The organism is Methylomonas lenta (genome assembly GCF_001644015.1).
Classification (GTDB): domain Bacteria; phylum Pseudomonadota; class Gammaproteobacteria; order Methylococcales; family Methylomonadaceae; genus Methylomonas; species Methylomonas lenta.
On the sequence record NZ_LUUI01000077.1, the window covers coordinates 14,716 to 36,523 of the forward strand.

The 21,808-nt window shown below is 46.6% G+C and carries 18 protein-coding genes; 14 read left to right on the forward strand and 4 right to left on the reverse strand.

Annotated elements, in window-relative coordinates; genetic code table 11:
• Window positions 1–1,319: 1,319 nt before the first annotated feature.
• A complete protein-coding gene (locus tag A1359_RS05185) occupies window positions 1,320–3,494 on the reverse strand; it encodes a glutamine synthetase III family protein (protein ID WP_066979012.1) in 2,175 nt (724 codons plus the stop codon).
• Window positions 3,495–4,094: 600 nt separating this feature from the next.
• On the opposite strand from A1359_RS05185, the gene A1359_RS05190 reads away from it, so the two are divergent.
• From A1359_RS05190 to A1359_RS05200, 3 genes are all read left to right on the forward strand, one after another.
• The gene (locus tag A1359_RS05190; protein WP_066979016.1) at window positions 4,095–4,505 is read left to right on the forward strand and encodes a hypothetical protein; all 411 of its coding nucleotides are present in this window, start codon (window positions 4,095–4,097) and stop codon (window positions 4,503–4,505) included.
• Window positions 4,506–4,522: 17 nt separating this feature from the next.
• Window positions 4,523–5,728, forward strand: coding sequence for an NAD(P)/FAD-dependent oxidoreductase (locus A1359_RS05195; protein ID WP_066979020.1), 1,206 nt, complete (start codon window positions 4,523–4,525; stop codon window positions 5,726–5,728).
• A gap of 260 nt (window positions 5,729–5,988) precedes the next feature.
• A complete protein-coding gene (locus A1359_RS05200) occupies window positions 5,989–8,379 on the forward strand; it encodes a fatty acid cis/trans isomerase (RefSeq protein ID WP_232322128.1) in 2,391 nt (796 codons plus the stop codon).
• A 188-nt stretch (window positions 8,380–8,567) separates the two neighbouring features.
• On the opposite strand, the gene A1359_RS05205 is transcribed toward A1359_RS05200, so the two are convergent.
• On the reverse strand, window positions 8,568–9,035 hold the full coding sequence (locus tag A1359_RS05205) for a hypothetical protein (protein ID WP_157200481.1): 468 nt from the start codon (window positions 9,033–9,035) through the stop codon (window positions 8,568–8,570).
• A 175-nt stretch (window positions 9,036–9,210) separates the two neighbouring features.
• On the opposite strand from A1359_RS05205, the gene hslV reads away from it, so the two are divergent.
• From hslV to A1359_RS05260, 11 genes are all read left to right on the forward strand, one after another.
• Complete coding sequence (gene hslV / locus A1359_RS05210) at window positions 9,211–9,777, forward strand: ATP-dependent protease subunit HslV (RefSeq protein ID WP_066979029.1); 567 nt, start codon at window positions 9,211–9,213, stop codon at window positions 9,775–9,777.
• A 20-nt stretch (window positions 9,778–9,797) separates the two neighbouring features.
• Entirely contained in the window at window positions 9,798–11,117 is a 1,320-nt protein-coding gene (gene hslU, locus A1359_RS05215; protein ID WP_066979032.1) for an ATP-dependent protease ATPase subunit HslU, read from the forward strand.
• Window positions 11,118–11,119: 2 nt separating this feature from the next.
• Window positions 11,120–11,509 carry a gamma-butyrobetaine hydroxylase-like domain-containing protein gene (locus tag A1359_RS05220; RefSeq protein ID WP_066979036.1) on the forward strand — a complete coding sequence of 130 codons (390 nt, stop codon included), beginning with the start codon at window positions 11,120–11,122 and terminating at the stop codon, window positions 11,507–11,509.
• 8 nt (window positions 11,510–11,517) lie between these two features.
• Window positions 11,518–12,267, forward strand: coding sequence for a bifunctional demethylmenaquinone methyltransferase/2-methoxy-6-polyprenyl-1,4-benzoquinol methylase UbiE (gene ubiE, locus A1359_RS05225; protein ID WP_066979038.1), 750 nt, complete (start codon window positions 11,518–11,520; stop codon window positions 12,265–12,267).
• Between the two features lie 97 nt (window positions 12,268–12,364).
• Window positions 12,365–13,009, forward strand: coding sequence for a ubiquinone biosynthesis accessory factor UbiJ (locus tag A1359_RS05230; RefSeq protein WP_066979041.1), 645 nt, complete (start codon window positions 12,365–12,367; stop codon window positions 13,007–13,009).
• A 16-nt stretch (window positions 13,010–13,025) separates the two neighbouring features.
• Window positions 13,026–14,594: a ubiquinone biosynthesis regulatory protein kinase UbiB gene (gene ubiB, locus A1359_RS05235; protein ID WP_066979044.1), complete on the forward strand. Its 1,569-nt coding sequence runs from the start codon at window positions 13,026–13,028 to the stop codon at window positions 14,592–14,594.
• 44 nt (window positions 14,595–14,638) lie between these two features.
• Window positions 14,639–14,989, forward strand: coding sequence for a hypothetical protein (locus A1359_RS05240; protein ID WP_066979047.1), 351 nt, complete (start codon window positions 14,639–14,641; stop codon window positions 14,987–14,989).
• A gap of 253 nt (window positions 14,990–15,242) precedes the next feature.
• A complete protein-coding gene (locus A1359_RS05245; protein ID WP_066979050.1) occupies window positions 15,243–16,787 on the forward strand; it encodes a 2-isopropylmalate synthase in 1,545 nt (514 codons plus the stop codon).
• An 11-nt stretch (window positions 16,788–16,798) separates the two neighbouring features.
• Window positions 16,799–17,650 (forward strand): uracil-DNA glycosylase, encoded by an 852-nt coding sequence (locus A1359_RS05250; RefSeq protein ID WP_066979053.1) that lies wholly within the window; start codon window positions 16,799–16,801, stop codon window positions 17,648–17,650.
• A gap of 5 nt (window positions 17,651–17,655) precedes the next feature.
• Window positions 17,656–18,210, forward strand: a complete 555-nt coding sequence (gene rimI / locus A1359_RS05255; RefSeq protein WP_066979210.1) for a ribosomal protein S18-alanine N-acetyltransferase — start codon at window positions 17,656–17,658, stop codon at window positions 18,208–18,210.
• A 489-nt stretch (window positions 18,211–18,699) separates the two neighbouring features.
• Window positions 18,700–19,224: a hypothetical protein gene (locus tag A1359_RS05260; RefSeq protein WP_066979056.1), complete on the forward strand. Its 525-nt coding sequence runs from the start codon at window positions 18,700–18,702 to the stop codon at window positions 19,222–19,224.
• Between the two features lie 210 nt (window positions 19,225–19,434).
• Here the strand turns inward: A1359_RS05260 and A1359_RS05265 are convergent, their stop codons facing one another.
• A complete protein-coding gene (locus tag A1359_RS05265; protein WP_066979058.1) occupies window positions 19,435–21,054 on the reverse strand; it encodes an NAD-dependent malic enzyme in 1,620 nt (539 codons plus the stop codon).
• Between the two features lie 31 nt (window positions 21,055–21,085).
• On the reverse strand, window positions 21,086–21,580 hold the full coding sequence (locus A1359_RS05270) for a hypothetical protein (RefSeq protein ID WP_066979061.1): 495 nt from the start codon (window positions 21,578–21,580) through the stop codon (window positions 21,086–21,088).
• Window positions 21,581–21,808 lie beyond the last annotated feature (228 nt).

Below are 21,808 nucleotides of genomic sequence, written 5' to 3' on the forward strand. Positions count from 1 at the left end.
AAGCATATTATATGCCAGGCTATAAGTGACTGATAAATAGATGATTATCATTAATTAAATCGAGGATATCTATTGCATGTGTAAAAAAAGCTGACACCTTGAATGATTTATTCAGATCTCTGCCTCTTCAAAAAAACATGGAAAACTTGTCGATGAAGTGCGTAGCAACCAATCAACATAGATCTGCGTGTTTGGTGTCAACTATCTTGGCCGGCTACCGTGTTCACTAAAAGGAGCGCTAAGCTCAAACTCTCGGAATTTTTTTAATCATGTAAATCAATAATATAACTATATTATAAATCCATAATTCCTGGGTTCGTTGCAGGTTTTTTGTCGTCGAAGAATCTGACATCAGAGCGGCTTTATTCTTCTGGAAACGCATATTCAGTCGTGAAATTTATAAAACCATTTCGAGGGTTTGGACACAAACCTCTAAAATTAACAATTGAGGGGGTAGTGCATGTGTAAAAAAAACTGACACCTTGATCGATTTAATCAGACCTCTGCCTGTTCAAAAAACATGGAAATCTTGTCGCTTAAGTGCTTAGCAAACAATCAACATTGATGTGCAATTGTGCTGTCATGTTTTCTAAAAGAGAGGCTCTAAGCCCAAACCTGCGGAATTTTTTATATAACCCTGAATCCGTGACTTAGTCCTTAATCAATTGAATATAAAGTGATTTTTAATCGGTTTGGGTGAAATCATAAAAACCTGTTTTCGTGCTTTATTCGAATAAGTACATGTATCTTAGGTTTTGAATTCACGCATTCAGGCTATAGTCAACCGCATACCTTATTTCAGCATTATTACTTTAATTCCTGACTAATTTAGTCCTGTAAAATTAACTGACATTACTGCACTTTCGGTTGCCAAACTGTCGCTGTTGACGTAAACCATTGGTAAATTCAAATACATTTTGTAACCTAGCGGGCGTGCATGGTCGGTAAGGCCGGTCGGGTCGGGGTAACGATTTCGCCCGTCACTCTCCTTCAGCACAAGACATAGGGCTTTCTGCATCCGGCGATTGAACCCGGCTACTTATTGGGTCGCACAAGCTGAGTAAACCCTGGCGTCGCACCCGGGCATTGTTCACCACATTTACCAATTCATTGAGTTGCTGGCATTTTTGGAGTGTGGTTTGAGGTTGGACTGAGGTCGAGTGGAAGCCAGAGGCGTTTAGAAGTAAACCCGAAAGCTTACCCTTATATCTCTGCTGAAAGGTGACAGCTGCAGGCTGTTGAAGTGACTCAAGCAGGTATTTTGTATGCTTGTTCAACTTCAACAGCCTTTTCAGGGCTTCTGTGGCATGTAGTGGCAGTTATTTAATAAATAACATTTCTTGATAAGTGGGATACGGCCATAATTCGTCAGCGATTTCACCTTCCAGTTCATCGGCAAACTGACGCACCTCATCCATCAGGGGGCGGATAGTCTGCGCGCAGAACTGCAAATGTTCTTCAATCGTGGCAAAATCATGCTTGGCAAGCGTAGCGCTGAGTGTATCCGCGGTTGCGGTCATTGAGGTTAAGAGTCCAGCAATCAGAACCAGGCGCTCATTTCCCAACTCAACACCATTGGTTTTAAGACTGCTTAACGTAGCCGAAAGATCTGACAGATATTTCACTGCAGCCGGATAAATCCCGGTTTTTGCCATGCCGACCACCAATTTAGCCTCTACCTCAATTGCCAGTATGTACTGCTCGGCGTAGATTTCAAATCGGCTGGCGAGTTCGACGGGTGACAATACACCGAGTTTTTCGAATAACTCTTGCACGTCGGGTTCTTTTAACACCGGCAAGGCATCGGCTGCGGTTTTTAGATTACGTAAACCGCGTTCTTCGACCGCCATTTTGTGCCATTCGGCAGAATAGCCATTGCCGCCGAAAACCACGGCGCCATGTTGATCGATTAATGTCTTCAGAGTTTTAAGGATTGCGCCATCGAGATTGATGCCTGCATTCAACTGACTTTCCAGGCTATCGGCCACCCAATTCAGGGAATCGGCCAGCATGGTATTCATGGTCACCAGCGGACCGGCGACCGATTGACTGGAGCCAACAGCGCGAAATTCAAAGCGGTTACCGGTAAACGCAAAAGGCGAGGTACGATTTCTGTCACCGGCATCCTTACTAAACACCGGCAGGGTGTTGATGCCTAGATTCATCACGCCGGCGTTTAAGGAGCCGGTGATTTCACCGTTGCTGATTTGTTCGAAAACATTATCCAGTTGCGAGCCTAAATACACGGACATAATCGCTGGTGGCGCTTCATTTGCACCCAAACGATGATCGTTACTGGCGGTGGCGATGGCCGCGCGCAATAACGGACCGTATTTATGCACGCCGCGAATCACTGCGCCGCAGAACAACAGGAACTGTGTGTTTGCATGCGGTGTATTGCCTGGATCGAGTAAATTGCCTTGGGTAGCATTACCGACCGACCAGTTCACGTGCTTGCCGGAGCCGTTAATGCCTTTGAATGGCTTTTCGTGCAGCAGACAAACCAGACCGTGTTTTTTGGCAGTATTTTTCAAGATCGTCATTAACAATTGTTGATGATCGGTGGCGACGTTGGCGGATTCAAAAAACGGTGCAATCTCGAATTGACCGGGCGCCACTTCGTTGTGACGGGTCTTGGCTGGAATGCCCAGACGGTATAGCTGCTGTTCCACATCCTGCATGTAAACCTGAACCCGTTCAGGTATTGCACCGAAATAATGATCATCAAACTGCTGACCTTTTGCCGCCGATGCTCCAAAAAGCGTACGTCCCGCCAGCAACAAATCCGGCCGGTTGTTGACGAAATTAGCATCGACCAGAAAATATTCCTGCTCGGCTCCGCAGCTGGAATTTACCGGCGCAATATCGGTATGGCCAATCAGAGATAATACGCGTTGTGCGGCTTTGTTCATCGCCGCATTGGCGCGTAATAACGGAGTTTTCTTATCCAGCGCTTCGCCAGTCCAGGAAATAAATACCGTGGGAATACATAGCGTCGCCCCATTGTCGGTAGTCATAATGTAGGCGGGACTGGTTACATCCCAGGCGGTATAACCTCGGGCTTCAAAGGTGGAACGAATACCGCCATTCGGGAACGAGGAACCATCCGGCTCGCCTTGAACTAGCACTTTACCGCCGAATTCAGAGATGACCGAGCCATCGCTCTGTACCGAAATAAAGCCGTCGTGTTTTTCTGCGGTGGCATTGGTCAACGGATAAAACACATGGGCGTAATACAGCGCGCCCTTTGATAGCGCCCAGTCTTTCATGGCCAGTGCCACCACATCGGCGATGGAAACATCCAGCTCCGCGCCGGTTTCAATGGTTTTCTTTAACGATTTAAAAACCTCTTTAGGCAGGCATTCCTTCATTTTGCTTAAGGTAAATACATCGCTCGCCCATAAACTAGCCAAAGACTGCGGTGCTTTGGGAGGCATGGGTTGGCGATTAGTAATGTTTTGAACAGCTTGAGTGCGTGCAGAATTTCCAGCCATAGCTTTCCCTTTAGTTTGATAATGAATACAAGCTAAGTGGTGAGCAATAATCGATCCAACAAGCTAGATTAATTGCTTGGTAGGATCAACCGCGCGGATTGTCGGTGTTTGTAGCTGTTTGGCAAAAAGTTGACGCTGCTTGAATGGTAAATTTGTGAGTGTTATTAGTGCAATGTAATGATATTTAGGCACAATTTTGGTGCGAAAATGAATTAATATTTTTAAGGCATTAGCTTGATACCAAGATAGTTAACGCCAAACAACCACCCTATTTATCGTTAAAAGTGGTTATTCATGAATGGCATAAGCTGGCAGAGCTATACACTGCAGAACGATCCGAGCCTATGCAAAAATTTAGGGAAATGTATGCAGCGGGATAAATAACGCCCTCAGTGTAGAAATAGGCTTATGTTTTAGAATTGTCACGCTTAGACCTTGCTCAATTTGAATGGCTTGCAACTTGCGTTAGCTGCTTAAGGTTGGGCGGATTGCAAAAAGCAGTATCAGTTAGAGATTAGCTGTCGAACAAGGCTAAGCCTCGAAAAGAGTCGCTGAATGAAATACTATATAGCTCCACCCAATTGAACGTAAGGAATGTTAATGAAAAACCATAAGACTATCGCGCTCTGTCTGGCTTTTACGCTGGGAGCAGGTTGTGCTTCAACAAACAAAACTACAGATCAGGCGGCACAGCCAAATACTCAAGCCGCTAAACAGCCGGAGTCGCGAATCGAGGGTAACTTTCCTGCTGATAGTCCGTTTGCAAAAATCAAATTAGGCATGACCCAAGGCGAAGTCCACGAAATTCTGGGTCAGCCAACCGACACAAAATCCTACCAAACAGGCAAAGCCTGGATACCCTTTTATTTTGGGCCGGATGTGATGCGCACCGATGAATTTTATAAAGGTGTCGGCATCATCACGTATACCGGCGCGGGGATAGGTGGCGTGCATTGGAAGGTTTTTCGCGCTATTTACAATACCGCCCAAATCGGTTTTCCTAACGATTGATAACGAGTACATACTGGATGTCAGAGAATACTCGAAACGACTTCGACTATGATGTAGTGGTCATCGGTGGTGGCCCTGCAGGTTCCACGGCAGCAACATTGCTGGCGCAATATGGGCATAAAATTTTGCTGCTGGAACGCGATAAGCATCCGCGTTTTCATATAGGCGAATCCATGTTGCCGTTTAGCGAGCCGGTTATACAGCGTTTGGGCATCGATTGGAGCGAGGGCAATCAGTTCAAGAGTGGGGCAGTGTTTATCGACGAAAGCAGCGGTCAGCGCATGTATTTTCCACTGAGCGTCTATCGTAAAACCTATCAGCTGGAAAGAGCGCCTTTCGATCAGTTGCTGTTTGAAAACGCCGCCAAACACGGGGTGGAAACGCAGCAGGAAGAAAAGGTGCTTGAAGTATCCTGTGAGGCGGATGGGGTGACGATAGATTCCGATAAGGGCCATTATCGTTGCCGCTATCTGGTGGATGCCACGGGACGCGCAGCCTTGATGGGTAAAAAAGCACGCAGTATAGAGCGCTTCGAAAATCTGGGTAAATTTGCCGTGTATACCCATTACCAAAACATTCAACCAGGCGAAGAAGCCGATGAGCTGTTTCGTTCCGGCAGCATTTATGTGCCGGTAGTGGACATCGGCTGGATTTGGATTATTCCTTTGTCCGGTCGGCGTTTGAGCGTGGGCTTGGTGGTGCAGAAAGAACGCCCGAAAGACTGCGATGTGGAGGAATTGTTACGCCGTTATCTGGCGGCTTCGCCTATCCTCAACCGCTTGCTGGCAGGCGCCGAGCAATCCGCACCCATCAGAATCGAGGCCGATTTCAGCTACGGCAACCAAAGCCGTTACGGCATGCGTTACGCCTGCTGCGGTGATGCGGCCGGTTTTCTGGACCCGGTGTTTTCCTCCGGGGTTTTCCTGGCATTTACCAGCGCCGCCCGCATCGCCGATCGCATTCATCAAGGCTTAACCGAAGGCCGCGAAGCCGATCCGCAATTGCACGCCGAAGATGACGAAGCTTATTTAATGGGCTTTAACACCATGCGCTTGTTCGTAGAACGGTTTTACCATTCCAACGTGGTACATAATCTGTTTTTTGAGGCACACAGAGATCCTGAATTGACAGCGCAAATTGCCAGACTGTTATCGGGTGATTTGTGGGTGGACGACAACGCATTACAGAAAAGTTTGTTAGCGGGTCGCAGAGTAAGTGGTTAATTGTCTTAAAGATCCTTCATCTGGGCTGAAATAGCGTCATTCCGGCAATCCTTGCCTGAATGACGCATTGGCATAAACAGCATAAGTGTTGATATTCAGCTGTTAAGATTTTGCCTTTTCGATGGTGTTCAGTTGAAGGCTAATTGAAACGTTCTTGTCGTGATTTCAACTAGACGATGATTCGACAAACCAAGCGACCTTTGTGCTTGCCAAATTGACAATGTATAGATTTTTTTCTCCAGCATTCAAGTATAGAAATTGTGAAACCACTTATTTTTGTTGTTTTTCTGATTATTACCGGTTGCGCGTCTGTTGTTTATAAAACAACAGATTTTGAGAGTTTGTACGGGCCTTCAGCGCCTAAACCTCGGCAGTTGACACCGGATGAGGCGCAACTTGCTTTGCGGCAACATAAAGTCTCATTTACTAAAGACATTAAACACATACTGGATTCACGTTGTGTGGTTTGCCACGGTTGTTACGATGCGCCGTGCCAGTTGAAATTGGGCTCTATAGAGGGCATCGATAGAGGGGGCAGCAAGCAATTGGTTTATGATTTTGCTCGGTTGGAAGCGGCTGATCCGACACGGCTTTTTATTGATGCTACCAATACTGCAGCTTGGCGGAAAAAAGGCTTTCATCCGGTGTTGAATGAGCGTAACCAAACAGGCGTTGCCAATTTGGATAATTCGGTTCTGGTGAAATTGATTCAGTTGAAACGCCTAAATCCACAACCGATAACCGGCAAGTTGGATGCGGATTATGATCTTGCCTTTGATCATCCGTTGCAATGTTCTACTGTAGATGAGTTTCCAAAATATCAATTTGAACATCCTAAATGGGGCATGCCTTATGCTATGCCAGGCTTGTCTCTAAAGGAAGAGTACAAATTGTTGCAATGGTTGCAGGAAGGGGCAAAATTGGAGCCATCACCGCCGATGTCGGCTCAAGCTACGGCGGCTATTCAGAAATGGGAACATTATTTCAATGCTTCCAGCCTGAAACAGAAGCTGGTTTTTCGCTATATCTACGAGCATCTGTTCATCGGTCATATGCATTTTAAAGGCCAGCCGGAGCATGAATTTTATCGCTGGGTGCGATCTAAAACGCCTTCGGGCCAAGCCATTGAGGAGATTAACACTGTGCGGCCCTATGATGATCCTGGCGCCGTTTTTTATTATCGACTGCAACCAGTTATCGAAACCATCGTCGATAAAAATCATTTTGTCTATGAATTAAGTGACGAAAAGATGCAGCGCTATGATACGTTGTTCTTTGAAACTGATTATGAAGTCACCGCCTTACCAAGCTATGAAGCCTTGATAGCCGCTAATCCTTTTAGTGCGTTTAGCCAATTACCGTTGATATCGAAATATCAGTTTCTACTGGATGATGCGCAATATTTTGTCTCGGGTTTTATAAAAGGCCCGGTGTGTCGTGGTGAATCGGCAACTAGCAGTATACGAGATCATTTTTGGGTGGTTTTTAGTCAACCGGGGATGATAGATCAGCATAAAGTCAGTGCTGCCCTGGCAGAAAATAATCAGATTTTGGGCTTGCCGGGAGAGGAAAGTGATGAAATTAGTCTGTTCGGTTTTAGTAAATTCGATAAATATGGCGAAGAATACCTAGTCAGGAAAAATGCGTTTTATGAGCAGGTGTTGCCAAAAGGGCAGGGCTTTGGCCTGCAAAATATTTGGGATGGCGGGGGTGATAATCAGAATGCGGCATTGACGATTTTTAGGCATTTCGATAGCGCTACCGTGAGCAAAGGCTTTATCGGCGATACCCCGTTAACCGGCTGGGTGATTGATTATCCGATTTTTGAACGACTACACTATCTATTGGTGGCGGGCTTTAATGTTTTTGGCACAGCGGGGCATCAGTTGGCTACCCGAACTTATATGGATATTGTGCGTCAGGATGCGGAAGATAACTTTCTTCGCTTTATGCCTATCAGCCAAAGACAAGCTATTTACAATAGCTGGTATCTTGGTTTAGACGGTTTGCTCACTGATAAGCCTTTGTTCAATATTACGCATGAAACCCAGGTGAAATTTAAAACTACGGACTATAAAGAGGAGTTTTTTGAGCAGATTCGGCAAAAATTAGGTAAAGCCGCCGGTATCTCCGATAGCATCAATCACTGTGAGCAAGCAAGTTGTACGCGGAAGGGTGTATCGTCCACACAGCAGTCTGTCGATAGCCAAATGCGTGACCTGGCAAAGCTAAAGGGGTTGGAATTAAAAGCATTGCCGGAAATGTCGTTGTTGCGGATAAAAACCAACGATGCTCAAGGCGATTTGGTGTATACGCTGTTAGTGAACAAAGCTTACAGTAATATCTCAAGACTCATATTTCAAAACTCCCTACGCCAGCCTGAAAACGATACCTTGACGGTTGTGCCCGGATTTGTCGGCAGTTATCCCAATTTTTTCTTTAATGTGGAAAAAAACCAGCTGGGCGAATTTGTCAGTCTGGTTCGCAATGCTACTAGCGAAGCAGAATTGGAACAACTATATAGTCAATACGGTATCCGCAGAACTAATCCTGATATTTGGCAGCATGCCGATTGGTTTAATCAGCAGCATCCTTTATATAGAGGTTTGGAAGCCGGGTTGTTTGATTTGAATCGGTATGAAAATTTGTAGGGCTTGTTGGGGCTAAATTACAGACTGGGGATAAAACCCCAGTCTGTATTACTGTGAAAGTACGCAGCGCTTCAATTGCGAACGATGCGCTTCATGTTGTTCAGCAGAACCTGGCTAACTTTCCATTTGCCGGGGCGATAAAGCTTGTTCATAATCGTTAGACAGATAAAGACCGGTATAACTTCTGTTTATTTGTCGTCAGTGGCCGCGCTGAGCTCTTGTTTGGATTCTTCTTTGGCCTCAGCATTGGGTGTCTCTTTTGCCTGCTCATTGATTTTAACCAGCCAGCCATCTACTCCCACGCAATCGCCTTCTGTGGATTTAGCTTCAATATGGATGCGGGCGTAACTATCTCTTAGCTCTTTGGGTAGTTTGGCGGTGACATAATAAAAGGTCTGTTTATCCTCTATCTGAACTTGCATGGGGATTTTTTTTGCGCTGGCGCCAATGTGTAGTGGGTCAGCGTAGCGGTTGACATGAAAAGAAATCTGCGTTTCCGGTGCTACTTCAGCTTTATGGGCGGGTGAAAAATCTCTGAATTTGGGTTTGATGCATTTTTTTTCCGTCTCTTCAGCGGGCGTTTCTGCTAATGCGGCTTGAGCAAACACCAGCGTGGTGAGTAGGATGGCATGTTTCCAGGATTTGGATAATTTCATAGCGGGCCTCTTGATGTTGTTTTTATTATGCTTTTCCAGGCCAACTTTAATCAGTTTTTCGGCATATTTCAATGATTAAACAACCACAGAGTTGTTAAGTAAACTGTAAACTTTTGGCCCATCCTGTTGGATACCATGTAAAATTACCGGCTTTTCATCAGTAACAGTAGAGCAAATGAGCATAGAACTTAGAGGCACAACCATCCTTGCTGTTCGACGCGGCGATAAAGTCGTTATCGGTGGCGATGGACAGGTTACTATGGGGAATACGGTCATGAAAGGCAATGCCCGTAAGGTCAGACGTCTTTATCACGATAAAGTCATTGCCGGATTTGCCGGGGCGACTGCCGATGCTTTTACCCTGTTTGAGCATTTTGAGGGTAAGCTGGAAAAACATCGCGGTAATTTGACGCGGGCAGCAGTTGAAATGGCCAAAGACTGGCGGACTGATCGAGCGTTACGCAAACTGGAAGCCCTGTTGATTATTGCCGATGCCAAAACTTTGTTAACACTATCCGGTACTGGCGATGTGATTGAACCTGAGCACGATTTTATGGCTATTGGTTCCGGTGGCGCATTCGCGCAAAGTGCGGCCAGGGCATTGCTGGATAATACCGAGCTAAGTGCGCGCGAGATAGTCGAAAAATCATTGAATATCGCTGCTGATATCTGCATCTATACCAATCATAATCTGCGCATCGAAGAGTTGGATGCGGAGCCGCAAGCGCCGGCTATTTTATAAACGCTGGAGAAGAGTTAAACATGAGTCAAATGACCCCAAGAGAAATCGTCAGCGAACTGGATAAACACATCATCGGTCAGGCTGATGCCAAACGCTCGGTAGCGATTGCATTACGTAATCGCTGGCGTCGTAGTCAGGTAGCCGTAGAATTGCGCGAGGAAATTACCCCGAAAAATATTCTGATGATAGGTCCTACCGGCGTTGGTAAAACTGAAATCGCCCGCCGTTTAGCGCGCTTGGCGAATGCACCTTTTATAAAGATAGAAGCCACCAAATTTACCGAGGTGGGTTATGTCGGTCGCGATGTGGAATCGATTATTCGTGACTTGGTGGATACTGCGGTAAAAATGACCCGCATGTCGGCCATGGAAAAAGTGCAAAACCGGGCGGCCGATGCTGCTGAGGAACGCGTGCTGGATATTTTGCTGCCCAGAGCCGAAGGCGGCATGTTGTCTGAAACCGAAGCCTCGACCCGGCAAAAAATGCGCAAAAAACTGCGTGAAGGTGATTTAGACGACAAGGAAATTCAAATCGATGTCAATGCTCCCTCAGTAGGCGTAGAAATCATGGCGCCTCCTGGCATGGAAGAAATGACCAGTCAGCTGCAGGGCATGTTCCAGAATCTCAACAGTGGGCGCACCAAAGCACGCAAGTTGAAAATCAAGGATGCCATGAAATTGCTGCAGGAGGAAGAAGCCGGAAAACTGGTTAACGAAGACGAAATCAAGCAAACAGCATTGGAGGCTGTTGAGCAACACGGTATCGTGTTTTTGGACGAAATCGACAAAATTTGCAAACGATCAGAAATGGGTGGCGGTGAAGTGTCGCGAGAAGGCGTGCAGCGCGATTTGCTGCCGTTAGTGGAAGGCAGTACTGTCACCACCAAATTCGGCATGATCAAAACCGATCATATTTTATTCATCGCTTCGGGTGCCTTTCATTTGACCAAGCCGTCGGATTTGATTCCGGAGTTGCAAGGTCGTTTTCCGATTCGAGTGGAGCTGAGTGCCTTGAGCGCTGATGATTTCGTCCGCATTCTTACCGAACCGGACGCCTCGTTGACAGAGCAATATCAAGCCTTGCTGGCTACCGAAGGTGTGCAGGTGACATTCACCGATGATGGCATCAAACGTATTGCCGAATTGGGTTGGCAGGTCAATGAAAGCGTGGAAAATATCGGCGCCCGACGTTTACATACCATTTTGGAAAAGCTGCTGGAGGAAATTTCCTTCGATGCGCCGGATTTGACGGACAAAGTCATTAATATCGATGCGACCTATGTAGATGCTCATCTGCAGGAGTTGGCGGCGGATGAAGACTTGAGTCGTTACATACTTTAATCATGCGTCTAAAAATCACCCCTTGCCACCACACGCCGACCGAAATCAAGCTGCACAAATTGTCGGCAATTTTGGAAGTGCATTTCGACGACGGTAGCATCTTTGAAATGCCGAGTGAATATCTGCGGGTTTATACCCAATCAGCCGAAGCGGTTGGTCATGGCCCGGGTCAGGAAACTTTGCAGACAGGTAAGCAGGATGTCAGCATTACCGATATTCGGCCAGTAGGCAATTATGCGATTGCCCTGACGTTTAGTGACGGCCACAACAGCGGGATTTATTCGTGGGATTTATTGTATAAATTAGGCTCTGATTTTCCGCTGCTGTGGTCGGACTATCTGGAGCAACTTAACGCCGCCGGCATTAGCCGCAAATCGACTATCAATCATTAATTCGACTCATGACAAACGACAACACCACTCATTTCGGTTTTAAACAAGTTCCCAAACAAGAAAAAGTCGCCATGGTTCGCGGCGTTTTTGATTCGGTTGCCAGTCAATACGATTTAATGAATGACTTGATGTCAATGGGCATACATCGCATCTGGAAGCGAGTAGCCGTGCAATTGGCCAATGTGCGCGAGGGTGATCGGGTACTCGATCTGGCCGGCGGCACCGGCGACTTGACCACGCTGTTTGAAAAGCGCGTCGGCAAAAAAGGTGACGTGGTGTTGGCGGATATCAACGCTGCCATGCTGCGCACAGGCCGCGATCGTTTAATTAACCGTGGTTTGGCGGGCAATCTTCAGTATGCACAGGTCAATGCCGAATGTCTGCCGTTTGCCGATAATACCTTCGATTGTGTCTGCATCGCTTTTGGACTGCGTAATGTCACGGATAAAGATGCGGCTTTGCGCTCCATGTATCGGGTGTTAAAGCCGGGTGGACGCGTGATTGTGCTGGAGTTTTCCCATCCCATCGATCCTATCACCGAGAAAGTTTATGACTTTTACTCGTTTAAGCTGTTGCCGAAAATAGGCGCCATCGTCGCCAAAGACGAAGACAGCTACCGTTACTTGGCCGAATCGATTCGTATGCATCCTAAACAGGACGAATTAAAACGTATGATGGAAGAAGCAGGCTTGGAACGTTGCGAGTATTTCAATATGACGCAGGGCATTGTTGCGGTGCATAGGGGCTATAAGTTTTAGTCACCCCAAAGGCAGCAGACAATATGGCTCTTAAGTATGCTGAACACTTCATTTGTCAGCAGGATAATCTGCAACAACTCGCACAACAGGCAGACTGATGTCCAGCAATTTCGTCCAAATCAAACCATTATTAATCGGCGCGTTAGAAGCTGCGATAAATAGCTATCTCAGGCTTGATGAACAATTAGAGCAATTGTTGGTGCCTATGGTCGGCAAAGTGATTGCTGTTCATATCACGCCTTTCAACGAAACGCTCTACCTAAGCCCGGCGCATGATCGTATTCAAATACTGGAAAGCTACCCCGGAGAAGCCGATGCCAGTTTGAGTGGTTCACTCTCGGCATTGGGCTTGATGGGATTGAGTGCGACACCGATGCGGTCATTGTTTAAAGGTGAGGTGAGAATTGAAGGCGATACTCAACTTGCACAGAAATTGCAACGGCTGTTTGAAAAACTGAATATCAACCTGGAAACTAAATTGGCACGCTACACAGGTGATGTGTTTGCGCAACGATTAAGTGGATTAGTGCGCGGTAGTCGTGAATGGACCCAGCATACTGTGAACAGTTTTCGTCTAAATCTGGAAGAGTTTCTACAAGAAGAAACCCGTGATTTGCCAGCCAAAGCTGAAGCAGAAATAATGTTTCAACAAATCGATGTCTGTCGGTGTGATACAGACAGACTCAATGCGCGCGTCGAGCGATTGATGACCGCCCTGAATACCTCTCCTAAGCCTCAATAAATACAAGGACTTTGCCGTGATTCGCCCCAAAATTCTCATGCGTCTGATCCATATTAATTGGGTGATGATGTTTCACGGTCTGGATGAAATTGTTTTAAAAACCCATTTGTTTCGGCCTATTCGTTATCTGGCCTACTTTTCTCCGACTTTTTGGTTACGCAAACCCACAGAATCGCGCGGCGTGCGTATCCGCCGAACTTTGGAAGATTTAGGACCTATTTACGTCAAGTTTGGCCAAACCCTATCCACCCGCAAGGATTTATTGCCGGAAGATATTGCTGAAGAGCTGGTCAAATTACAGGATAGAGTGCCGCCATTTTCTGCCGAGACTGCGCGTGCCATCATCGAGCAACAACTGGGACAGACTATCGAACAGGCATTTGATGAATTCGAGCCTCAGCCTTTAGCTTCGGCCTCGGTGGCACAGGTGCATACTGCCAGATTGAAAACCGGCGAAAATGTGATTATCAAAGTATTGCGCCCGGATATCGAAGACAAAATTCATTCCGATGTGGGGTTGTTGTATGAACTGGCCCGCCTGGCCGAACGCTTCTGGAGCGACGCCCGCCGTTTACGCGCAATGGAAGTCGTAGCAGAGTTTGAAAAAACCATCCTGGATGAGCTCGATTTGTTACGTGAGGCTGCCAATGCCAGCGCAATCCGCAATAATTTTAAAAATTCCGATTCGCTGTATATTCCGGAAATTCATTGGCCTTTGACCCGCCATAAAGTGTTGGTGATGGAACGCATCTATGGCGTACCAGTGGGGGATATCCAGGCCTTGCGTGCCGGCAATGCCGATTTCAAAAAGCTCGCTGAGCGAGGTGTGGAAATCTTTTTTACTCAAGTTTTTCGCGATAATTTTTTCCATGCCGACATGCACCCCGGCAATATTTTTGTCGAATTACCGGACAAATATCTGGCGGTGGATTTTGGGATTGTCGGTAGTTTGTCGGACACCGATCAGCGCTATCTGGCAGAGAATTTCCTGGCATTTTTCAATCACGATTATCGCCGCGTGGCAAAAATGCATATCGAGTCCGGCTGGGTGCCGAGTACGACGCGCGTAGAAGAATTCGAGGCGGCCATTCGCAGTGTCTGCGAACCTATTTTCGAAAAGCCTTTAAAAGACATTTCCTTTGGTTTATTGCTATTGAGGCTGTTTCAAACCGCACGCCGCTTCGATATGGTGGTACAGCCGCAATTGGTTTTGCTGCAAAAAACCTTGTTGAATATCGAGGGCTTGGGGCGGCAGCTGTATCCTGATCTGGATTTATGGCAAACCGCCAAGCCATTTTTAGAAAACTGGTTTAAACAGCGTTTGGGGCCAGCTGCAAAAGTTAAAGAATTACTCGGAAAGCTGCCTGAAATGACCGAACAATTACCAGAAATTCCTGGGTTAATATTTCAGGCTTTGCAAAGTAACGCCCAGATGCAGCAGCAGATTCAGCAACACAATCAGGAAATGACACAATTACGTAAACAACTACAACGTAATAATAGACGTACCCTGCGGGCAATTTTAACCGGTGCGCTGATGGTGGCGGCAGCAATACTGTTGCAATCGCCGCTTTTGAACGGATAAGCCAGGAGCGGGTTTCTGTAATCTACTTTGCTGGAAGAGTATGCATGAAATTAGCACACAGATCAGATGAAGATATTTTGGCGATAGCGAATCCCATTATGGATAACCTGATGGCGGGTTCTACAGAGATCAATCATTCCAAGCACACCAGAGACTTTACCGACAGACTAAAGGCCATCGTCAGCGAGGCGTATTTGCAAAAAGTCTGTCAGCGTTATCAGGCCGAATGGGGCTATTTTGCTGATAGGGAATTTGTGGCTATATTTCGGCGGCCTGAATCGGTGGCCATAGTCTGGAAGCAATACTGTAGCAAACAGGCTGGGGAATTTGTGGCGGAATTGGTTTTGCTGGAGCAAAACGGCCGATATTTAGTTGATCATGCCATGGTGTATTAAGGCTGATTTGAACTACCTGGCATTGGATGCTTGAGCCAATTCCTGCAATGCAGTATAGTTCTTAACTATGAACATTCAGTCACACATTCATTTTGCTGATTTGATTTGCTTGCCATGCCCAGGCAGCTTTCCGTTCGTCCTGTCTTTAAGTTTGCTGCTGCCCTGAGGGGCGCACATTCTATCCAAATATTATTAATCCACCTTTTTTCTGCATCTCGGCATAAATTGCCGAACTTTTCATGACGGAGTTCTCATGAAAGATAAATTGATTATTTTTGATACCACCTTGCGCGATGGCGAGCAAAGCCCTGGCGCGTCGATGACGCGTGATGAGAAAGTGCGGATTGCCCGTGCACTTGAACGCATGAAGGTCGATGTGATTGAAGCAGGCTTTCCAGCTGCCAGTCAGGGCGATTTTGAAGCAGTGCAGGCCGTAGCCGATGCGATTAAAGACAGCACGGTATGCGGATTGGCTCGTGCGCTGGATAAAGACATTGATCGGGCCGGCGAAGCGTTGAAAGGCGCGCAAAGTTCGCGTATTCATACATTTATCGCCACCTCGCCTATCCATATGCAGATGAAACTGAATATGCAGCCGGAGCAAGTCATCGAATATGCGGTCAAGGCGGTAAAACGAGCTAGACAATATACCGATAACGTGGAGTTTTCGCCGGAGGATGCCGGTCGGTCGGAAGAAGATTTCTTGTGCCGGATTTTGGAAGCGGTTATCGATGCCGGAGCGACGACCTTGAATATCCCCGACACGGTCGGTTACAGCATGCCGCAACAGTTTGGCGCCACCATTGCCAATTTAATTCAGCGTATCCCGAATTCCGATAAGGCTATTTTTTCCGTACATTGCCATAACGATTTGGGTTTGGCGGTAGCTAATTCCTTGTCCGCAGTAATGAATGGCGCACGTCAAGTGGAATGCACCATCAATGGTTTAGGCGAACGGGCTGGTAATGCTTCTTTGGAAGAAGTGGTGATGGCGGTTCGTACCCGGCAGGATTTCTTTACTTGCGATACTAGTCTGGATGCACGCGAAATTGTCACCTGCTCGAAGTTGGTGTCGTCGATTACCGGTTTTCCAGTGCAGCCTAATAAAGCAATTGTCGGCGCCAATGCGTTTGCGCATGAATCCGGCATTCACCAGGACGGTGTATTGAAAAACCGCGAAACTTACGAAATCATGTGTGCGGAAGATGTGGGTTGGACCACTAATCGGATGGTGTTGGGCAAGCATTCCGGTCGCAATGCCTTTAAAACCCGCATGGCAGAATTAGGCGTGCAATTTGCCAGCGAAGCCGATTTGAACGATGTTTTTTTCCGCTTTAAACAATTGGCTGACAAAAAACACGAAATTTTCGATGAAGACCTGCAAGCCTTAATTTCCGAGCAAAGTTTTGAAGCAGAGGATGAGCACATCAAATTGGTGGCTCTGAAGGTCTGCTCGGAAACTGGCGAAGTGCCGAATGCCACCGTGACTATTCGTGTCGATGGCAAAGAAATGACCGGCTGTGCGCAAGGAGGCGGTGCGGTTGATGCCAGTTTGAAAGCGATTGAAAGTTTGGTGAAAACGGGTGCTATCTTGGCTTTGTATTCGGTTAACAACATCACGAATGGCACGGATGCGCAAGGCGAAGTGACAGTAAGGTTGGAACATGCCGGTCGAATTGTCAACGGTTCCGGTGCGGATACCGATATTGTGATTGCATCGGCCAAGGCTTATATCAATGCGGTTAATAAACTGCAAGGCGTTGATAAAAGACGGCATCCGCAAAAAGGCGATGTCTAGTCTAAGCAGTTATGGATAACGCCACCCGCTTGCAGTATCTGGAGGCGATGGGCATCGATGTCTGGGTTCCCAGGCATCAACCCGTCACTGGCGTGCCGGCGGGTGGCGAGTCGGACAATGTAGGGCGGACTGTCGAGTGCAGGGATGGAGGAGGTATTCCCTCAAGGGCACAAGGCACAATTGCCGAACAGCGAGACGCCGATCAAGAAGGCCTAAATCAAAGTACCGTTACGCCAAGTGAAGCGCCCGAGTGTTGGGCTTCATTAGCTTCAGCCCAAGCTACGCAATTATCCCATGCCGGCGATCATGCTTGGAGCGAGCTGCAACAACAGGTTGCTGCGTGCCATGCCTGCCAATTATGCGAAACCCGCACCCAAACCGTATTCGGTGTAGGCAGTCATCGGGCAAGCTGGATGCTGATCGGTGAAGCGCCGGGACAAAACGAAGATTTGCAGGGCGAACCGTTCGTCGGCAAAGCCGGTCAGTTATTGAATGAAATGTTACGGGCAATCGGTTTGGCGAGGGAGGAAGTCTTTATTGCCAATGTGTTGAAATGCCGCCCGCCCGCCAATCGCGACCCGCAAGCCGAGGAAGTGGCTGCTTGTCATGATTTTCTACAGCAGCAGATTAGCCTGTTGCAGCCCAAGATTATTTTGGCAGTGGGTCGCATTGCAGCACAAAATTTACTCAATTCCCAGCAACCTCTGGCAAAATTACGCGGTAGACTGCACCGACTGGAAGATATTCCATTGGTGGTGGTTCACCATCCGGCTTACCTGTTACGCGCATTAACGGAAAAAGCCAAGGCTTGGGACGATCTGCAATTTGCGTTGTCCGTTTATCAATCGCTAGAAGAAAAATAATAATGATGTGGAAATTGCTACATAAATTAAAAAATGCCGTTCTTTACGATGCTGATCGAGAGTTTTACGCCAAAGTGTTTCCGAACTCAGTGAGTAGCAAAGATTTACTGCGGCTACGAAAAATGGATCACAGTGACTTGACTGCGGTGTTAAGAATTGAAGCCTTAAATTACGAGTTTCCTTGGTCGGCAGGGGTTTTTAAGGATTGTTTTCAGGCCATGAATTACACCAATTGGGTGTGTGAAGCTCCGGATGATGTGATTGTCGGCTATTGCATTATTTCAGTAGCCGTTGGCGAAGCGCATATTATGAATATCAGCGTCAGCCCGTATTTTCAAAGACAGGGCGCAGGTCGTAAAATGCTGGAGCATTTAATCGAATATGCCCGCTCACGTGCCGAGAAAGTCTTTTTGGAAGTGCGGCCTAGTAATCCAGGGGCAATTGATTTGTATCGTCAAGTGGGCTTTCGCGAAATTGGTGTGCGCAAAGGCTATTATCCAGCCAAGAATGGACGTGAGGATGCGATTATGTTTGAACTGGATCTAGTGCCAATGTTGTAATCGTGTCGATTAATACAGTTAGTTCAATCATTAAGAATGTGGTTGGAGATAACTTCACGGACCCCCAACCGCTCTGCGGTTCGGGACGCTGGAGTTCCCCACGCAAAGCACTCATCGTTATACACATCTCGATTTACACTGCGTAATCCGTTTTCATGCTGGAACACTTTAATGTGATGGTGTTAAGCCCCCTCTCCTGATGGAGAGGGCGGGGGTGAGGAGAATTTGAATCACCAAAATGCTTTATTTTGATTCTCCTCACCCTACCCTCTCCAACAAGAGAGGGGTTTTGAGGGCTTCGCCAGGATTCGAGTGACTTGTGTATAACGATGAGCGCAAAGCATGGGAACCATAAGCGGGAGTTGATTTTGGCGAAATCCTAAGCCGCAAATCTGTTTTTGTAAAAAATTCTACCCGTGACGATCTTGACTTTTTATTTTTTTAAGGCATAGATATTCCATTGCTTTTGTCCTGGTTCGGAGGTTCGTCATGTCTCAATCTAAAGCTTATTTAAACTCTGCAACTCATCCGGTGGTGGCTATCGTGGCCGGTGTTGATAAGGATGTTGAGCGCGGCGAGGATATTTTGATGTTGGGCTATAGTCTGGTATTGATGGCGCCGATTTTTGCGCCGATTGCGCCACCCCGAGTGTTGTTGCCTTTGATGGCGTTAGCCTTTGTGATTTCAGTGTGCGTGGCCAGGTTGAACTTTTTAGGGATACGTACCAAATTGGCCGCTGCCATGGCGGCATTGGATGGTCGGCAGGATTTGTCTTTGCTGAAACCGATTACCGAGATTTTTGCCGAACATCCCAAGTCCACGTTAACCGAAGGTTTTAATCCGTTAAAAAACTGGCAGCGCACAGCCAAAAGCATACTCGGCGCAATGATGATCAATTCATTCTGGATGCCGATTTTTTACATGCTGGGTTTGCAATTTGTTGAAGAAAAACAGCTGAGTTTATTGAATCGCGCAGTGATGGAAGCCGAAGAAAAAACCTCAAGCTGGCGCTAGTTATTCATACAAGCAGTGCCGACTCCAATTTAAGCACTGCTTTTATCGCTAAAGTCTGGACGGGTTAATCATTTAAGGCGGTTACGTTAAGCCGTTCATGGTGGGTTTGTCCGACCATCAGCGGCTTAATTTTTACCTTAAAGGCATTGGTTGCTAATCATGCGACATTTGGAAATGAACATCAACCCCTGCATTTCAGATTACAGCCGATCAATAAATCGTGTTGTACATCATGTCCTGTAAAACCTTTTTGATGTCCCCTGGTTGAGGTGAGCGGTTAAGTCCTTGCTCAAAAACATAGGTGGCTACTTGTTCGGCAATTAGTAAAGAAATATCCAGGATGTTATCCAGGTCGGGATAAATGGTGCCATTCAGCAGCTCGGTTTTTGAAACTTGTTTTGCCAATGTTTTTGCCGCAATCAAAAACATTTCATCGGTGATAATACTCGCATCGCCAGCCAGCGCGCCTAAACCTACGCCCGGAAAAATGTAGACATTGTTGCCCTGTCCGGGAATAAAGCGTCGCCCCCCCTCTATAGTGACGGGGGGAAATGGGCTGCCGCTAGCAAAAATGACATTACCATCACTCCATTCGTAAGCTTGTTGGGCAGTACATTCAGAGCGTGAGGTAGGGTTTGATAATGATAATAAAACCGGGTGCTCGTTATGCTTGCACATGGCCTTGACAACCTTAGAATTAAAGGTGCCACCGACGCCGGTCGCACCGATCAAAACATGCGGTTTAAAGTGATTGATGGCGCCAATAAATGACAGCATCGGTTGTTCATGGGCATAAGGTAAGTTATGCGGCATCAAGTCGTCTCTTTCTTTGCAAATCAGGCCATTTTCATCCACAAACCATAGCCGTTGCACGGCTTCGGATTCAGTTAGGCCTTCTGCAACCAAGGCTAGTTTTATCAAGTCGCCTATGCCGGTAGCGGCAGAGCCGGCCCCTAAAAACATCAGTCGTAAGTCTTTGAACGCATGCCCGGTTATGCCGCAAGACGCCAGTACGCCAGACAGCGCCATGGCCGCCGTGCCTTGAATGTCATCATTGAAACACAAGATCGATTTCCGGTATTTTTCCAGTAAGGCATAGGCGTTCGGGGTCAAAAAATCTTCAAACTGAATTAACGCTTTAGGAAAGATCTCCTGTACGGCCTGGACAAATTCATCAACCAGGCTTAAATATTCATCACCCTGTATACGTTTTTGGGTTAAGCCCAGATACAAAGGATCCTCACGCAAGCTGACGTTATTTGTGCCTACATCCAACATGACCGGCATACAGTATTCCGGATGTATGCCTGCGCAGGCGGTGTATAAAGATAATTTGCCGATCGGGATGCCCATACCGTTTGCGCCAAGATCCCCAAGTCCTAAGATGCGTTCACCATCGGTGACGACAATGATGCGTACATCTTTATGCGGCCAGTTTTGCAATACTTCTTTAATCTGCCCGCGATTTGTAGCGCTAAGCGTCAAGCCTTTTTGTTGTTGATAAATATGGGCAAATTCCTGACAGGCTTCTCCCACCGTCGGGGTATAGATGATGGGCAGCATTTCTTTGATATTTTCTGAAACCAAACGAAAAAATAAGCGCTCGTTGCGACTTTGTAGGCTATTCAGAAAAATATAGCGGGCTATATTGCTTTCTTGTCTATGCAGGTTGGCTAGAACTCTCTTTAATTGCGTGTCCTGGGTGGTAATCGCTGTCGGCAACAGGCCGTGTAATTTGTACTTATCCCTTTCTTCTGAGGTAAAGGCGGTGGATTTGTTAAGGCTTGGGTTTTTTAATCGGTCAATACCGATGATCAGCTCTTCGTTCATTGATGAATCTCTTTTTGTAGCTTACTTTTAATTAACTTTCGCTAGGCGGTAAATATTTGGTTCTTTCAAGACGATCTTCTAACTCGCCAATATAGGCGTCCAGCGTATTTTCCATCTCTTCAATCATGGTGCGGAAATTACCATCAACGAGGTCGTATCTTGCAAATAGTTCGGCTTTTATTTCATCGTTAAGTAAACTTTGTTTGGACAATTCAGTTTCAAAACTATTTTTTAATTCGGTAAAGCGCGATTTTTCAGTATCGTTGACTAGCTCTTTGTTCGCTTCCAATTCTTTCGAGTAGCGACGGGATTCAAGAATTGAAGTGGATTGCATATAGACCATATTCATTAGAAAGAGCACAGTGATAAATATCAATGTGCCTAGCAAAACCAGCCCAATGGGGGCTTGAATAGTTGTAAACCCAAGCGACAATTCATTGGGCGCAATAAAAATAGGCCAGTTATGATATGCAAGCGCAGCCGTAGCTGTAAAAGTCAGTAGTAATAAAAGACCGAAAAATCTCATAGTAATATCCCCAATTCCATGAAGTGAGCTGATATGCCAAGCTCTGAATCTACATCCATCATATCACCCTGCATTAGCAATCAATGAAGTGTTTGCAAGCGAATTGCGCCTGGCTAAAAGTTGCTAAGACTAAGGCTTGATCAGCTGGCAATTTCGCCTAAGTGAGTGAGTTTTGTATTATGAAGCTAGGTTTTTGGCGGCATCTGAAAGTGTTTCAATTAGCGAATG

What these genes read in the sequence shown, in the direction of transcription:
- hslU (WP_066979032.1), top strand. Translation starts at nt 9,798, where the DNA reads ATGAGTCAAATGACCCCAAGAGAAATCGTCAGCGAACTGGATAAACAC.
- A1359_RS05260 (WP_066979056.1), top strand. Translation starts at nt 18,700, where the DNA reads ATGTCTCAATCTAAAGCTTATTTAAACTCTGCAACTCATCCGGTGGTG.
- A1359_RS05270 (WP_066979061.1), bottom strand. Translation starts at nt 21,580, where the DNA reads ATGAGATTTTTCGGTCTTTTATTACTACTGACTTTTACAGCTACGGCT.
- rimI (WP_066979210.1), top strand. Translation starts at nt 17,656, where the DNA reads ATGTGGAAATTGCTACATAAATTAAAAAATGCCGTTCTTTACGATGCT.
- A1359_RS05185 (WP_066979012.1), bottom strand. Translation starts at nt 3,494, where the DNA reads ATGGCTGGAAATTCTGCACGCACTCAAGCTGTTCAAAACATTACTAAT.
- A1359_RS05195 (WP_066979020.1), top strand. Translation starts at nt 4,523, where the DNA reads ATGTCAGAGAATACTCGAAACGACTTCGACTATGATGTAGTGGTCATC.
- A1359_RS05250 (WP_066979053.1), top strand. Translation starts at nt 16,799, where the DNA reads ATGGATAACGCCACCCGCTTGCAGTATCTGGAGGCGATGGGCATCGAT.
- A1359_RS05205 (WP_157200481.1), bottom strand. Translation starts at nt 9,035, where the DNA reads ATGAAATTATCCAAATCCTGGAAACATGCCATCCTACTCACCACGCTG.
- A1359_RS05245 (WP_066979050.1), top strand. Translation starts at nt 15,243, where the DNA reads ATGAAAGATAAATTGATTATTTTTGATACCACCTTGCGCGATGGCGAG.
- A1359_RS05220 (WP_066979036.1), top strand. Translation starts at nt 11,120, where the DNA reads ATGCGTCTAAAAATCACCCCTTGCCACCACACGCCGACCGAAATCAAG.
- A1359_RS05240 (WP_066979047.1), top strand. Translation starts at nt 14,639, where the DNA reads ATGAAATTAGCACACAGATCAGATGAAGATATTTTGGCGATAGCGAAT.
- ubiE (WP_066979038.1), top strand. Translation starts at nt 11,518, where the DNA reads ATGACAAACGACAACACCACTCATTTCGGTTTTAAACAAGTTCCCAAA.
- A1359_RS05265 (WP_066979058.1), bottom strand. Translation starts at nt 21,054, where the DNA reads ATGAACGAAGAGCTGATCATCGGTATTGACCGATTAAAAAACCCAAGC.
- hslV (WP_066979029.1), top strand. Translation starts at nt 9,211, where the DNA reads ATGAGCATAGAACTTAGAGGCACAACCATCCTTGCTGTTCGACGCGGC.
- A1359_RS05230 (WP_066979041.1), top strand. Translation starts at nt 12,365, where the DNA reads ATGTCCAGCAATTTCGTCCAAATCAAACCATTATTAATCGGCGCGTTA.
- A1359_RS05190 (WP_066979016.1), top strand. Translation starts at nt 4,095, where the DNA reads ATGAAAAACCATAAGACTATCGCGCTCTGTCTGGCTTTTACGCTGGGA.